Source organism: Pseudomonas sp. HMWF006, from assembly GCF_003061205.1.
Lineage (GTDB): Bacteria > Pseudomonadota > Gammaproteobacteria > Pseudomonadales > Pseudomonadaceae > Aquipseudomonas > Aquipseudomonas monsensis.
Genome location: NZ_QAIU01000464.1, coordinates 15,373 through 29,890, shown reverse-complemented (window position 1 = coordinate 29,890; position 14,518 = coordinate 15,373). Strand labels below are relative to the sequence as shown.

Sequence of the window (14,518 nt, the reverse complement as noted above, 5' to 3'; positions counted from 1 at the left end):
CCTCAGACGGACACTCATCCGCATAAGCTCTGCCATGAAACAGGCTCAACAGCGACGCGATGAAAACCGCCATCGCGACGCCATTGCTCTTCTCAAAAAAACCATTCATGTCGATCACTCAGAAAACACAAAAAAAGCCTTCGGCTTAACCTTCTCAGGCGGCGCATTCCCCAACGCCTGATCCATCAAACTCCCCGCCTTATCCTTATCCGCCGCCCCCGGCAGCGCCGGCGGTTTAATCCCGATGCCGGTGCCCGACCCAGCCGAGCCCCCGGCATTGATCTTGATCACCGGCCCAACCACCGTAACCCCACCGCCATCCAGCTTGATAAAGCTCCCACCCCCAAGAATGGTCAGCTCTGTCCCCGCCTCGATAACAATCTTGTCCCCAGCCTTGAGGTGAATCTCTTTCCCCACGCTGGTGAGCTGCGCCGTGCCCAGCTTCACATGCTGGTTTTGCCCAACCGTGAGGTGATCATCCAGCTTCGCTTCAACCTTGCGATCACTGATCGTGGTGCGGTGTTCTTCAGCCTTGAGTTCGGTGTAGGTGTTCTTCACCACCGTGTCATGACGTTCATTCCCGACCCGAATCTTCTGGTCATGCTCAACGTTTTCATCCCAATCGCGCTGGGCGTGGATGTAGATCTGTTCGGCACCTTTCTTGTCTTCAATGCGCAGTTCGTTGTAACCGCCGCCCCCCGGCGAGCTGAGCGTTTTGAACACGCTGCGAGTTTTATTCGCCGGCAGTGCGTACGGCACCGGGTTTTCCTTGTGGTACAGGCAGCCGGTCACCAGCGGTTGGTCGGGGTCGCCTTCGAGGAAGGTGACGAGGACTTCCATGCCGACGCGCGGGATGCTGATGGCGCCGTAGCGGTCGCCGGCCCAGGAGCTGGAGACGCGCAGCCAGCAGCTGGTTTTGTCGTCGGCCAGGCCTTCGCGGTCCCAGTGGAATTGCACTTTGATGCGGCCGTATTGGTCGCAGTGGATTTCTTCGCCTTTGGGGCCGGTGACCATCGCGGTCTGGCTGCCGAGTACGCGGGGTTTCGAGTGTTCGAGGGCCGGGCGGTAGAACACGTCCCACGGGGTGGCGAGAAAGGTGTTGCGGTAGCCCTGGTGGAAGTCGTCCTTGTTGTCGGTGGTGTCGCTGGTCACGCCTTCTTCGAGGACTTGCGGCTGCTTACCTTCGTGAAAGATTTCGGTAAGCAGCCACAGGTCGTTCCACTCGCTGCGCGGGTGGTCGGACATGGCCATGAAATGGCCGCTGACCAGTTTGGTCTGGTCGCCACGACCTTCGGCCTGGCGGTAGTCGGCGCGGTGGCGCTCGAGGGCGCGCTGGCTGAGGAACTTGCCGCGCGCGCGGTCGATGAAGCGGCCCGGGTAGTCGTAGTCTTCGAGATCTGGCTCAGTGCTTTCGCCATCGGGTCTGTAGGCCGCTTCCATTTGCAGACGCGGCTTTTCGAAGTCGTAGTCGCGGCGCGTGGTGCGGCTGGTGCGGGTTTCCAGGCGCAGTTTGAAGCCTTTGATCACCGGTTCTTCGGCGACCATGCCGCTGCCTTGCACGTACGCGGTTGGCTGGCCGAGGTCGGGGAACACGGTCTGGTCGTCGCCGAACACCAGCAGGTGGGCTTTTTCGCTGTGCTGGAAGTGGTAGTGAATGCCTTCCTCTTCGCACAGGCGCTGGACGAAATGCAGGTCGGTTTCGTCGTACTGCACGCAGTAGTCGCGATCCGGGCACGGCTGGCTGAGCTGGAAGCTGTAGGCGTTGCCCTTGATCCCGTGTTCGTCGAGGATCAGCGCGATGATTTTCGGCGCGGACATTTGCTGGTAGATGCGCTGGTTGGTGCGGTGATGCAGGTATTGCAGTTGCGGCACCAGCGAGACCTTGTAGCGGGTCAGGCGCTTGCCGGCATCGCCCTGGGCGACGCAGTAGATCTGGCCGTGAATGCCTGAGCCTTGCGGATCGAATGCGAGAAATGCCTGCTTGTGCAGGAGTTTTTCCAGGTCCAGATCGGGGTTTTCGCTGACCAGTTCGAGGTCGAAGCGAAACGGCTGGCTGATGCCTTCGGTGCCGGTGAACGACAGCACTTGCAGGTCGCCCACGTAGTCTTCGACCTTGAGGCTGAAGTGGGTTTCGTTAGCTGGGTTGAACATAAAGTGCTCCCTGTTCGAATGTCGTCCGTTACGCCCGAAGCCGCAGACGTTGCAACCAGGACGAAGTGGCGCCCAAAGCGTCACGCAATTGGTCGGCAGTGATGGTGCGCTCTGCCGCATTGAAGCTCAGCGCGGTTTTTAGCGCTGGCCAGCCGTGTTTTGGCAGGTTCGCCGGGGCTTGCAGTTCGCGCTCCAGGTGCTCGTCGCGGGCCTGGGTCGAGGGCAAGCGGCGGAACGGGTGTTTGCCGCTCGCCAGTTCATAGATCACGCAAGCCACGCCGTACACGTCCGCGCTGGCCGACAACGGTTGGCCCTCAAGCAGTTCGGGGGCGGCGTAGCCCGGGGTCCAGGCATTGAAACGCTCGCGGCTCAGGTGCGGCAGGCCGGGCAGCGCGCCCTCTACTGCCTGGCCGAGACCGAAGTCGAACAGGCGCAGGCCGTCTTCGCTGAGCATGACGTTGCTCGGCTTCATGTCACCGTGCAGCACGCCGCGACGGTGGGCGTAGGCCAGCGTATCGAGCAGCGGCAGCGCGATGTCGCGCGTTTCTTTCCACGGCAGGCCCAGGGGCCGCTCGCAGAGCAATTTGTCCAGGGTCAGACCACGCATGTATTCCATGGTGATGAAGGCCCGCTGGCAGTCGGTGTCGACTTCAAAAGTGTGTGCACGCACGACGTTGTCGTGGCGCAGGCGTCGGGTCAGGGCGAACTCGCTGTAGAGCAAGGCACTGGCGTCCGGCGACTCGGCAAATTCTTCGCTGAGGATTTTCAGCGCAATGTAAGGATCGGGATCGCCGAACTGCTCGTGCAGCAGGTCCCGCGCCCGATAGACCGCACCCATGCCGCCCGCCCCGAGCAGACGCTCGAGGTGGTAGCGACCGGCGAGTACGTCCGGCAGTGCACCGATGCTGGCCTTGGTTGGCGCCAGCAACGGCTCGGATTTGTTTGCCTTGGCGAAGGCGAAGTAGGTCAGGTTGTTGGCCTGCTCTTCGCTCATCAGCAAGTCATCGACTGCGGATTCGATTTCAGTCATTGGCGGATCACCACGGCCGTCAGGTTGTCCCGGGCGGCGCCACGCAGGGCGCCGTCGAACAGACGTTCCAGCGCCACGTGCGGCGCGCTGAGGCTGAGGGCGTTGCCGAGGGCATCGCTGCTCAGGCCCTGATACAAACCATCGCTGCAGAGCAAAAACGCATCGCCCGGATAGACCTCAAGTTCGAGGACATCCAGGGTCAGTTGTTCGGCGGCGCCGACGGCTCGGGTCAACGCCTGAGCCGCCGGGTGCGCCGCCGCTTGTTCGACGCTCATCTGTTGCTCGTCGATCAGTTGCTGTTGCAGCGAATGATCCTTGGACAGCTGATACAACCGCTGCCCACGCCACATGTAACAACGGCTGTCGCCGGCCCAGATGCAGGCCGCGCGATTGCCTTCCACCAGCAGCGCCACGACGGTGCTGCCCATGATGCTGTCGTGGCGCCCGGCGGTGACCGTCAACTCCTGCCCCAAACGCCGGTTCAGCCAGTGCAGGCACTGGCGGATGGCTTTGAGGCGTTCGTCGAAGTCCTCGTGTTGCGGCAGTTCAGCCAGGCTGGCGACGATCAACTGGCTGGCGATGTCGCCACCCTGATGACCGCCCATGCCGTCCGCGACCACCCACAGCCCCTGCTGCGGATTGTCGAGGAAGGCATCTTCGTTGCGCGACCGCACCTTGCCCGGGTCGGTACGCGCCGCGCTGCGCCAGGGACTGGCCACCAGCATCAGAGCTGCACCGGCATACGGAAGGTGCGCAGCACGCCCATGTCGAACGGGTTCGGCGTGCGCTGGCTGGTCAGCAGGTAGTTGGCGCGCAGGCCACCCACATCGGCTTTCAGCACCAGCACGTCGCGACCGGTCAGGTACTCGGTCTGCATCAGGTCGAACAGACGGAACAGCGACCATGGGCCGGAGTTCTTCTCGATGCCGATCGGACGCCCCGCCATCTTGTCCATCACCAGGCTGGTGCGACCGTCTTCAGCATCGGTCGGCCACTTGAACGACATTGGCAGGATCGGACCGTGGCGGTACTCCATGGTCTTGTCGCCGAACTTGAACTCGGAACGGCTCACGGCCGGGTCGAGGGTGTACGGCTCCAGTTTGAACTGCACGGTCGGCTCGGCCGGGTTGATCGAGAAGAAGCTCTGGCGAATCGTCAGCGCGGCGGCCATCTGGTCGAGGTACATCTTCGATACCGGCAGGCTGTGGCCATCGACGCTGCGCATCCGGTAGTTGCCCGGATCACCGCTGACGAACGGACGCATGTAGCTGTCGAAGAAGCGGTCGACGGTGCCTTGAGCCCGGAAGAACTCGCGGAAATCGCTGATCGCCACGTCACTGGTGCTGCTGGCGCTGAACGGATAACGCTTGTTGATGGTTTTGCCATACACGCTGTACAGCTCGTTCTGATAACGGCCGTTCAGGTATTGGTAGGCATCGTTGAGCACCAGACGCCACGAGTCTTCGGCCAGCACGTTGAACCACACGCTGAGCGGACGCGGCAGGCGACCCGAGGCAGCACGCAGGTTGGTCAGCGCATCACGCTGGCCGCTCATGCGGGTTTTCGCCATTTCGAACGCGGCTTGTTCCGGTGTACTGGAACGGGCCAGACCGGACAGTTGCAGCTGCAGGTCGTTGAGCGCGCTCAGCGCAGGGGTCAGGTCTGCCGCCGGACCGTTGTTGTCATCGAGCAGACGATGCAGCGGTTCGAAGCGGCGTTGCAGCGACTTCTTCGCGGTGTCCGGCAGGGTCTTCGCCACGTTCAGGGCCGAAGCCTTGTCCGCTGCGGCGGCGGCAAGCTTGCCGACTTTACCCAGTTTGCCCTTCTGCCCCGCCAATGCATCGGCGGCATCACCGGCTTCATCCACCGGATCGGCGGCGGCCGGGAAGCGTGTGTTCTCGCGTACTTCAGTGAGCAAGGCCAGCACCGGCGAGTTGGCCGAGGTCAGGCCCGCCAGTTGCTCGGCGCCTTCACCGGCGTCGCTGATTGGCGGCAGGGCCACCTGGCCAACGGCTTCGCTCCAGTAGTTGGCGTAGTCGCGGAAGTACAGTTGCTCCAGCTCGACCATCAGGCGACGCAAGTCCATGTCGCTGATGCCCGCACCTTCGCCCAGCACCCAGTTGTCACGCAGGATGTCGGTGACCAGCGCCGAGCCCTGCACCGAGAAATACTGCTGATAACCGGTTTGCGTGTAGAAGCCCGGAATCACGTATTCGGTGCCGATAAACAACGAGCCTTGTGGGCCGAGGTGTTGGCTGAAGCGGTAGTCCGGCAGGTTGCGCGCCTGCTCGCGGAGCATGCGATACACCACGGTGGCCAGCGATTCGCTGCGCAGGACCTGACGCGCCTGGGTCACCAACTGTTCGTTCAGCGGGTAGATAAACGGCTGCTTCAGCAGACGCTCCAGATGCGCGTTCAGACCGTTCTGCACCGCGGTGTTGCCGGTGTAGCGCTGCGACCAGTCAGTGGCGATCCAGTCCTTGAGCCACGCAGCATCGCGACGGTCCTTCATGTTCAGCATCAGGTACGCGCGCAGGCTGTTGAGCAGGCGGTCGCGGTCCTTCATGTTGGCGCGGATCTGCCCTTCGAGCAGGGTGGCAACCCGTGGCAGCAGTTGCTTTTCAAGCTCGCGCTCGTAAGCCTCTTTGACTACTGGATTGACGTCTTCACCCTGATACAGACCGCCACGCTCGTGGTACGACACGTCGCCCTTTTTCGGGAACACCTGGGTCGCGGCGTAGCTGGTATCGAGGGTTTTCAGCGCGCCCATCGCGTCATCACGCGGGGACAGCGCCGAGCGTTGTTGCGTCCAGTTCTGCGCCAGATTGCGCAGGTTTTCCAGACGCTCATAGTTGGCCGAGAAACCGCCCGCCCAGAGCATGCCGAACAGCGCCAGTGCCGCCAGTGCGCCGACGTACAGCGCACGTTGGCCCCAGTTGATGCGGCTGCGTTCGCGCTTGTCCAGACCGGCCAGATCGGCCTCGGGGAAAATCACCTGGCTGAACAAATGATGGATGAACCGCGAGCGACCGCTGCGCAGGGTCGGCAGCACACCGGCATTCACACCCAGATTCGCGCCGATGGCGGCAGCCGTCTCGTCCATTTGCTGAACCAGATGGGGTGCGCTGGTCAGGTAGAAACCACGCAGTTGCGTGGCCCGCTGGTAACGGTTGCCGGTGAACGCCATGTCGACGAACAGGCACAGGTGCTCGCCGATCTGCCCCAGTTGATGCGGGAAATCGAGAATGCGGCCCCGGCGCTGCGTGTCACGCTCGGAGTGCATGCGCATGATCACTTGGCTGTTGAGGCGACGCAGCAGTTCCTCGAACTCGCCGCGCAGCACAGCCACGTCGGTGCCAACCTGGTCCTTGCGGAAACTGGTACCCAACACCTGATCGCTTTCCTCGCGGGTCAGCTGATCGAAGAACTCGTCGAAGCCCAGCAGTTTGTCGGCCTTGCTCAGTACCAGATACACCGGCACGTCGACGTGCAGCTTCTGATAAATCTCTTGCAGGCGACCACGCACTTGGCGCGCCAGGGTGTCGATGTCTTGCTCGCTGCCACCGGTGAGGATTTCCACCGGGATGGTCACCAGTACGCCGTTCAACGGACGACCGCGACGACGCTTGCGCAGCAGCTCCAGCAAGGTGGTCCAGGCACTGCCGTCGACGTCTTTCTCGCCTTGGGTCATGTAACGTCCGGCGGTGTCGATCAGCACACCATGGTCGGCGAAGTACCAATCGCAATGACGAGTGCCTTGGGTGTCGCGGGTCAGCTTGCGGTCGATCTTGTTGATCGGGAATTCCAGACCGGAGAAATCCAGCAGGCTGGTCTTGCCGCCGGACTGCGGGCCGATCAACAGATACCACGGCAGTTCGTTGCGCCAGCGCTCGCTGCGGCCGCGATACAGGCTTGAGGTTTTCAGGGTTTTCAGCGCGTCTTTGAAACGCGCTTTCAACTCTTTCTCCTCGTCGTCGATCAGCTCTTCGCGGCGGATCCGATCCTGGCCATCTTCGGTGGCTTCGACTTCTTTCTTACGTACACCGGCGCGCCAGCTGACGAAGACCATGGTCAGGCCCCAGATCAGGAACAGCACGGCGATGGTCAACAGGCGAGAGGTCGGGCTCTCCCAGAACTTGTAGTCATCGACCGCCAACAACGGGCCGACAAACCACACCAGCAGCGCCACGAACAGCACCAGCAGCAGGGTCCAGACCCAGGTCTGGCGCAGGAAGGCGCCGACTTTCTTGAAAAACTTTTTCATCACACGTCCCTGTTTACGGCTGCGACTGCGGTTGCACCGCGGCCGGATCAAGCGGCTGATAAGGTTGCAGAACGGTGTCGCGCTGCTCGCCCAAGACCCAGGCGAAGCCCGAATACATCACCACCAGACAGACGAAAGTGAACAGCACCACCATCCACGCCGGCACGATGCGCACCAAGTTGCGACGCTGATCGTTGAGGCCTTCCCAGTGCGGCGACAGCTCTCGCGGCACGTCGCCACGCAGTTGACGGATCTGGCGGTACAGGGCGTCACGGATGCCTTCGAGTTCGAGCATGCCGCGCGCCTGCACGCGGTACTTGCCCTCGAAACCGAGGGACAGGCACAGATACATCAGCTCAAGCATCGGCAGGTGCTTGACCGGGTTCTTCGACAAGCGATCGAGCAGTTGGAAGAACTTCTCGCCACCGAAGGTTTCGTTGTGGAAGCTGCTGAGCAGGCTCATCTGCGACCATTCGCTTTCGTTGCCCCACGGCGTGGTCACGACGGCTTCGTCGACCACGGTGCAGAGCACGTAACGGGCGGCCATCACCTGGCTGCTTTCGGCGCCATTGTGCAGGGCGCGCACTTCAAACAGCTTGAGCCCGGCGGTCAGGCGCTCGTTGAGCGCGTACAGGTCTTCGCGGGTTTCGCTGTGCTTGAGGCGCACCACTTCCGACAGCAACTCGGACGAGGCCGCCACCAGCGAGTTGAGGCTGATGTTGAACGCCTCCGCCGGACGCAGGCGCGCGGCGTAGATCATGCGTTCTTCCAGTTGCTCGAAACGCGGCGGCGCGGCGAAGTCGGTCAGCGGACTCGATGCCGGTCCGTGGCCCTGACGATCGAGCAGGACGGTTTTGTCGTCCTGGTTGTAATCCGTTTCCTTGATCATGTCGGTCAGTTCCTGATGGCCCAGAATTTCAGTTCAAGCTCGGCGAATTCGCCGGACACGTGGAACGCGAAGCCGCCGGAGCGCTCGAGTTGTGCCAGGTCTTCGGAACTGAGTTCGAGGATGAAGTAGGTTTTGTTCGAGTGGAACGCGATCTGCCGTGGAGCGACGGGCAATGGTTTGACCTTGATCCCCGGCAAGTGCAGGTTGACCAGTTGGCGAATGCGCTCCACCGGGCCGACCTTGAGGTGCGCCGGCAAGCGGTGGCGCAGTTCTTCGGAGTCGCAGTTGGCACTGGCCGCCAGCACGAACGACGCCGAGCCGAGCAGTTTGTGGTCGTGCAACGGCGACACGATGATGCCGTACTGACGCGCTTGCAGGATCAGCTCGATGGCGTGCTGTTCGAGCACCATCGACAGCACCTGACGGATCGCTTCCATCAGTTTGCGGAAACTGCCGCCCTGGTCGGCGTGGGAGTAGCGGCTGTCCAGACGCGGACGTTTGCTCTCGCCGGAGAAGGTCGCCAGATCGCCGAGCATGGTCAGCAGCGTGCGGTACAACTCTTCCGGGTGCACCTGCTCCAGACCGAGGTAGTGACGCAGCAGCAGTTCGGTGCGGTTGATCAGTTGCAGCATCATGAAATCGCCGACTTCCGCACCGCCAACCTTGCCGTTGGAGCGAATCCGCTCGGCAATCGTGTCGCCACGGTGGTTGAGCATGCTGATGACTTCTTTCAGGCACGACAGCAGGTAGCTGGAGGCGTGGGCCTGAATGTAGGTCGGCACGAAATCCGGATCGAGGCTGATCACGCCGTCGGGCGTGGTATCGAGCACGTCGCAGATCTTCAGCTTCACGTAGGCCTGATCGCTCTGCTGCTCGCCGAGCAACAGTTTGAAGTCCGGACGACCGCAGCTGACCTGGCTGGCGGAATCGTCGCCGGCGTTGGAGTCGGCGACTTCGGCGTCGTACGCGGTGTAACGCGCCAGCACGTCGGACTGCTCCGGACGGCGCGCTTCGATATGGTTACCGGTGACCAGCGGCAGCGCCAGGTAGATCGGCGTGTTGCCGGTGTTCGGCGGTACGTCCAGGGCCAGCGGCTCGGTGTTGCCACCGAGTTCGAACAGGCTGCCGTCCGGCAGAATCCCCGAGGCTTCACTGATCACCAGTTTGCCCATGTTGAGGAACTGCAGGTCGATCTCCAGATTGAGGAAACCCCAGGTGTAGCCACCCAACAATTGCGTGCGGGTTTTCATCTGGTGATCGTAATAACGATCGTTGTGCTGGAAGTGCTGCGGACGCAGCAGCATGCCTTCCTGCCAAATGACTTTATGGGTATTCATGTTCAGTCATCCGCCTTGGCGAGCACTTGATGAGTGTTGCGGATGCCGGTCTGGTCCAGGGTCAGATCGACTTCGGTGACTTCCAGCGGCGTGATCTGCACCGTGTAGCGCCACTGGGTTTCCGGCAAGTCGCGGTAAGCGGCGAGAACGCCGACATAACCGCTGCCCTCTTCCACCTTGAGTTTCATCTCCACGGTTTCACCCGGGCGCAGTTCGAGTTCTTCACTGGCCACCAGGTCCGGGTTGAGGGATTCCTTGGCGCGCTCGTAGAGGCTGAAGAAATCCGCGTTCTCGAAGGTTACCGGGTGCTTGAGTTCGAACAGGCGCACGACGATTGGCGAAGGGCGGCCGTTGAGGTCCGGGTTGAGCTGATCGCTGCCGGTCAGCTTCAGGTTGATCTTGGTCACTTTCGAGTACGGCGACAGCGACGAGCAACCGGCGAGCAGCACCAGCATGGTGAGCGCAGTCAGCGTCTTGAAAAAAGCGGTCGAGCGGCGAGGCATGCGCATCATCCTTGGTGGTCGGTGTGGAGGGTGGAGATCAGGCGGATCTGTTCTTCGTAGGCCTGGGCGAAGTCGCGGGCCAGCAGACGCTCGCTCCAGTCATCGTCCTGACGCAGTGCCTGGTGGTAGCGGCCGAACGCTCTCCAGCGTCCGCCCGACGTGGCGATCAACGGCTTGTTGTCGCGCTCGAAACGCAGGGTCAGTTGTTCCGGGGAGAAGTGCTCCAGCGTGCCGCGTACGGCGGCGCGGCTGGCGGTCAGCAGTGCCACCTGATGCGCCTGCAGATCGCGGAACGCGCGGGAGATGGCTTGCTCGGCCGGCAGGTGGCCGGGTTTGCTTGGCTGCAACAGAATCTCCAGTGCTTCGCTCGGATCGACGGCGAACTTCAGCGGGTTCTTGTTGGTGCCTTGCACGGTGGTCTGGGCCAGACGCAATTCGTTTTTCAGCTCCGAGCGGGTACGCAGGCTCTGCTGCAAACCGCCGATGCTCTGCCGCAGCAGGCGCGCGGCGTTCAGTGCCAGGGCTTCGCGTTCGTCGTGGCTCAGGCCTTTGACGTCCACACCCAGTGCGGTCCCGAAGTGCTCCCAGAAACCTTCGCTCTGACGCTCGACGGCTTTCGGTGCCGGAGCGGGTTCAGGTTCGGCAGGCGCGGCGATCAGCTCCGGCACCATCAGGCTTTCCATGTCGATACGTGCGTAGTCGGCACGCTGGCGGGAATCTTCCGGCTTGGTGTTCGGCGCCAGCAACTCGTCGATTTCCGAGTAGACGCGCTCTTGCTGTTCGAGGGCGTTGAGCGGGTCGAGATCGAGGAACGCGTCATCGGGAATGATGCTGCCGGCAGCACGCGGACGGCCGACTTCCCCGTCGAAGGTCGCCGGGTCACGCACCAGGCGCGCGCGAATTTCGAAGTCGCCAAGCACGTAAGTGCTGCCGTGCTCGATCCGCACCGGCTCGCCCTTGTGCAGACGTGCTCCGCTCGAACCGTCCTGCACGCCGTTGCTGCTGGTGTCGGTGAGGAAAAACGTGCCTTCGCGGTAGCTGACAATCGCGTGGTGATTGGACAGGTGACGCTTGCGGTCAGGGATGATCCAGTCGCAGTCCTCGCCCCGCCCGATCACGCCGCCGGCCTGTTTAAAGGTCTTCTGGCACAACTCGGTGGGCACGAACTGCTTGGTGTTCAGCATTTCGAAAACCAGTTCCATGTTTGATGCTCCTTGCGGTCACTTGCCGCGATTGACCGCTTGCGGATCACCCAACGGGCGATAGTCGTTGTCGTTGAATTTGTAGTTGCCGCTACAGCCGCCCAGGCCGCATAGAACGACGAGGGTCAGCAGGACAGCGTGCCAGTGACGAACAGACATCAGAGGGTCTCCAGGTGTAGACAAAGCACAAAGCGCCGACCCTTGCGGGCGGCGCTGAAATGGGGTTTTGCGGGAAAAACGATGATCTTTTGCCTACCCATCGAAATCTCCCAGATTGATGTTCAGGCGGCCGAGGCGGTACAGCAGCGTGCGTCGCGGCAGGCCCAGTTCGCGGGCGGCGAGGGTCTGGTTGCCATCGTTTTTGCGCAGGCAATCGAGCAGCAGCGTGCGCTCGACCTGCTCCAGGCGTTCGCGCAGATTCAGATGGCTGTTGTCCTCCGGCATCGGCTCCATGCGCAGGGAAAAATGCTCGGCCAGCAATTCGCCGCCTTCGCACAGCAACACCGCGCGCTCGACCAAAGCCTTGAGTTCGCGCACGTTGCCGGGGAAGTTGTAGCCGGACAGGTGTTCCAGCGCCGCGCTCGACCAGCGCACCGGATCGCGTTGCAAATACGTGCAGGTCTTCTCGGCGAAGTGCTGGGCCAGTTCGAGGATGTCGCCTTCGCGCTGGCGCAGGGCCGGCAGCTCGATCGGGAATTGCGCGAGGCGGTAATACAGGTCCTCGCGGAATTTGCCTTCGCTGACCAGCGTCGACAGATCGCGATGCGTCGCGGCGATGATGCGCACGTCGATCTTGTGGGTGTCGTTGGAACCCAGCGGCCGGATCTCGCCTTCCTGCAACACGCGCAATATCTTCGCTTGCAACGACAACGGCATGTCGCCGATCTCGTCGAGCAGCAGCGTGCCGCCATTGGCCGCATCGAACAGGCCGGCGCGGTCGCGATCGGCGCCGGTGAACGCGCCTTTGCGATAGCCGAACAGTTCGCTTTCCAGCAGGTTTTCCGGGACCGCCGCGCAGTTCTGCACGATGAACGCCTGGGAACGACGCGGGCCGCAATCGTGAATTGCCCGGGCGACGACTTCCTTGCCGGTGCCGGTCTCGCCACGCAACAACACGGTGTACGCGCTGTGCAGGACCTTGCTGATCAGCGAATGGGTCTGGCGCATCGCCGCGCTTTTGCCGATCAGGCCGTAACCACTGATGCTTGGCACGCTGCGCGCCACCGTGGCCGATTCCGCCAGCGGCTGACGCAGACGCTGCAGCAAGTGCAGTTGGCCGAGCACGAACGAACCGAGCTGCCCGAGCGAGTCGGCAAAGCCTTGCAGGTCGACGCGGCGACGGCTGGCACACAGCAACAAACCTTCCACCGCCTTGTGCTGATTGACCAGCGGCACGCACAGCAGCGACTGCCACGGCGAAGCCACCGCCGGCAGAAAGCTGGTTTCGTGCAGGCTGCCGCTCAAGTCGGTGAGGCACACCACGCGGTTCTGGCACAGGGCGAACTGCAGCAGTTGCTCACCGTTGTAGTCCGCCGGCAGGCTCGCCGCTTCGCGCGGTTGCAGCGCGCCGTCGAGGCATTCGGCGTTCATCCCCAGGCAGGTGTGGGTGGCGTCGAGCAAATACAGTTGCGTCAATTCGCACCCGCTCAGCTCGGCCAGACCGCGCACGAAGTCACCCAGCAACGCAGCACCGTCCGCCGCCCGCGACAGGCTGGCGAATTGCGCCAGCAACGCTTCGGCGTAGACCAGTGGCTGCGGCACTTGAGTGAACATCACACCCACCTCAGGCGAACTCGCAGGTCACGCTGGCTTCGCCGTCGAGCGTGGCATGCACACGCTTGAGGCTTTCGCCGGTGGCCATCGCGTCGAGCAAGCGGTCAGCCACCAGCGGCAGCACGTGCTGATCGAGCAGATGGTCGATCAGGCGCGCACCGCTTTCGCTTTGCGTGCAACGCTCGGACAGGTGATCGACGAGGTTCTGGCACCAGCTGAAATCCAGCTGACGACGGTTCAGGCGCTCGCCGAGACGACCGAGTTTGATCTCGATCAGCTCGCGCAGCACCGGGCCGCCGACCGGGTAGTACGGCACCACTTTCATCCGCGCCAGCAGCGCCGGTTTGAAGTGTTTGCTCAGCACCGGGCGAATGGTTTCTTCGAGCAGTTCGGCGCTCGGACGTGCGCCGTCTTCGCAGAGGTCGCTGATCTTGTCGCTACCGAGGTTCGAGGTCATCAAGATCAACGTGTTGCGGAAGTCGATCTCGCGACCCTCGCCGTCGTTGGCCACACCTTTGTCGAAGATTTGGTAGAACAGGTTGAGCACGTCCGGGTCAGCCTTTTCGACTTCATCGAGCAGCACCACCGAGTACGGCTTCTGCCGCACGGCTTCGGTGAGCATGCCGCCCTCGCCGTAACCGACGTAGCCCGGTGGCGCACCGATCAGGCGAGAAACGGTGTGCTTCTCCTGGAACTCGGACATGTTGATGGTGGTGATGAAACGGTCGCCGCCGTACAGCAGATCAGCGAGGGCCAGCGCGGTTTCGGTCTTGCCGACGCCACTCGGGCCGACCAGCAGGAACACACCGACCGGTGCATCAGGTTTGTTCAGGCCCGCAGCGGTGGCACGCATCGAGCGATCCAGTGCGTGCACGGCTTGTTCCTGACCACGGATGCGCGTGCGCAGGTCGGTGGCGAAACTGGCGACCTTGGCGTTGTGTTCGCGGGCCAGTTGCGCCAATGGCACACCGGTCCAGGCGCTGATCACTTCGGCGACCAGACGCGGGCAGACTTCGAAGCTGACCAGACGCTCTTTGACTTGTGCGGCGGTCAGGGCACTGTGGGTTTTATTCAGTTCGGCTTCCAGCGCTTCGACGCTCTGGCCTTCCTCGACTTCAGCGGCGAGGGTTTCGATCACGGTGCCTTCGGCGTCTTCTTCAACACTGACAGTCGGTTCAACGGCAGCGGCTTCGCGGGCCTTGGCCAGTTGCTGGCGCAGTTCCAGCAGGCGCTCGGCCAGTTGTTTCTGTTCGGTCCACAGGCTTTCCAGCGCGACCATTTCGGTTTCGGCTTCGTCGAGTCGCGCTTCCAGCGCATCCAGCGCTTCGTGGTCGATCAGCAGACCGGCCTCGGCATCGCGACGCAGGGC

11 protein-coding genes are annotated in these 14,518 nt (G+C 62.5%); all 11 read right to left on the bottom strand.

The features are described 5' to 3' along the window. Window positions 1-114 precede the first annotated feature (114 nt). On the bottom strand, window positions 115-2,151 hold the full coding sequence (locus tag DBR24_RS20355; protein ID WP_128615663.1) for a type VI secretion system tip protein VgrG: 2,037 nt from the start codon (window positions 2,149-2,151) through the stop codon (window positions 115-117). Between the two features lie 28 nt (window positions 2,152-2,179). Continuing rightward, window positions 2,180-3,181, bottom strand: a complete 1,002-nt coding sequence (locus DBR24_RS20350; RefSeq protein ID WP_128615662.1) for a serine/threonine-protein kinase — start codon at window positions 3,179-3,181, stop codon at window positions 2,180-2,182. Beyond that, entirely contained in the window at window positions 3,178-3,906 is a 729-nt protein-coding gene (locus tag DBR24_RS20345; protein ID WP_128615661.1) for a PP2C family serine/threonine-protein phosphatase, read from the bottom strand. The genes DBR24_RS20350 and DBR24_RS20345 overlap by 4 nt, the downstream gene beginning before the upstream one ends. After that, window positions 3,906-7,445, bottom strand: coding sequence for a type VI secretion system membrane subunit TssM (gene tssM / locus DBR24_RS20340; protein WP_123469902.1), 3,540 nt, complete (start codon window positions 7,443-7,445; stop codon window positions 3,906-3,908). Before tssM ends, DBR24_RS20345 begins: the two co-directional genes overlap by 1 nt. A 13-nt stretch (window positions 7,446-7,458) precedes the next feature. Beyond that, window positions 7,459-8,334, bottom strand: coding sequence for a type IVB secretion system protein IcmH/DotU (gene icmH, locus DBR24_RS20335; protein WP_016985783.1), 876 nt, complete (start codon window positions 8,332-8,334; stop codon window positions 7,459-7,461). Window positions 8,335-8,339: 5 nt separating this feature from the next. After that, the gene (gene tssK / locus DBR24_RS20330; protein WP_123469904.1) at window positions 8,340-9,671 is read right to left on the bottom strand and encodes a type VI secretion system baseplate subunit TssK; all 1,332 of its coding nucleotides are present in this window, start codon (window positions 9,669-9,671) and stop codon (window positions 8,340-8,342) included. Window positions 9,672-9,673: 2 nt separating this feature from the next. Next, a complete protein-coding gene (gene tssJ / locus DBR24_RS20325; RefSeq protein WP_128615660.1) occupies window positions 9,674-10,174 on the bottom strand; it encodes a type VI secretion system lipoprotein TssJ in 501 nt (166 codons plus the stop codon). A gap of 5 nt (window positions 10,175-10,179) precedes the next feature. Then, window positions 10,180-11,376: a type VI secretion system-associated FHA domain protein TagH gene (tagH, locus tag DBR24_RS20320; protein ID WP_128615659.1), complete on the bottom strand. Its 1,197-nt coding sequence runs from the start codon at window positions 11,374-11,376 to the stop codon at window positions 10,180-10,182. Window positions 11,377-11,394: 18 nt separating this feature from the next. After that, the gene (locus DBR24_RS20315; protein WP_003229566.1) at window positions 11,395-11,535 is read right to left on the bottom strand and encodes a hypothetical protein; all 141 of its coding nucleotides are present in this window, start codon (window positions 11,533-11,535) and stop codon (window positions 11,395-11,397) included. A 93-nt stretch (window positions 11,536-11,628) separates the two neighbouring features. Continuing rightward, window positions 11,629-13,149 carry a sigma-54-dependent Fis family transcriptional regulator gene (locus tag DBR24_RS20310; protein ID WP_128615658.1) on the bottom strand — a complete coding sequence of 507 codons (1,521 nt, stop codon included), beginning with the start codon at window positions 13,147-13,149 and terminating at the stop codon, window positions 11,629-11,631. Between the two features lie 10 nt (window positions 13,150-13,159). Further along, window positions 13,160-14,518 (bottom strand): AAA family ATPase (locus DBR24_RS33050; RefSeq protein ID WP_256591687.1); only part of this gene is annotated, 1,359 nt, incomplete at its 5' end.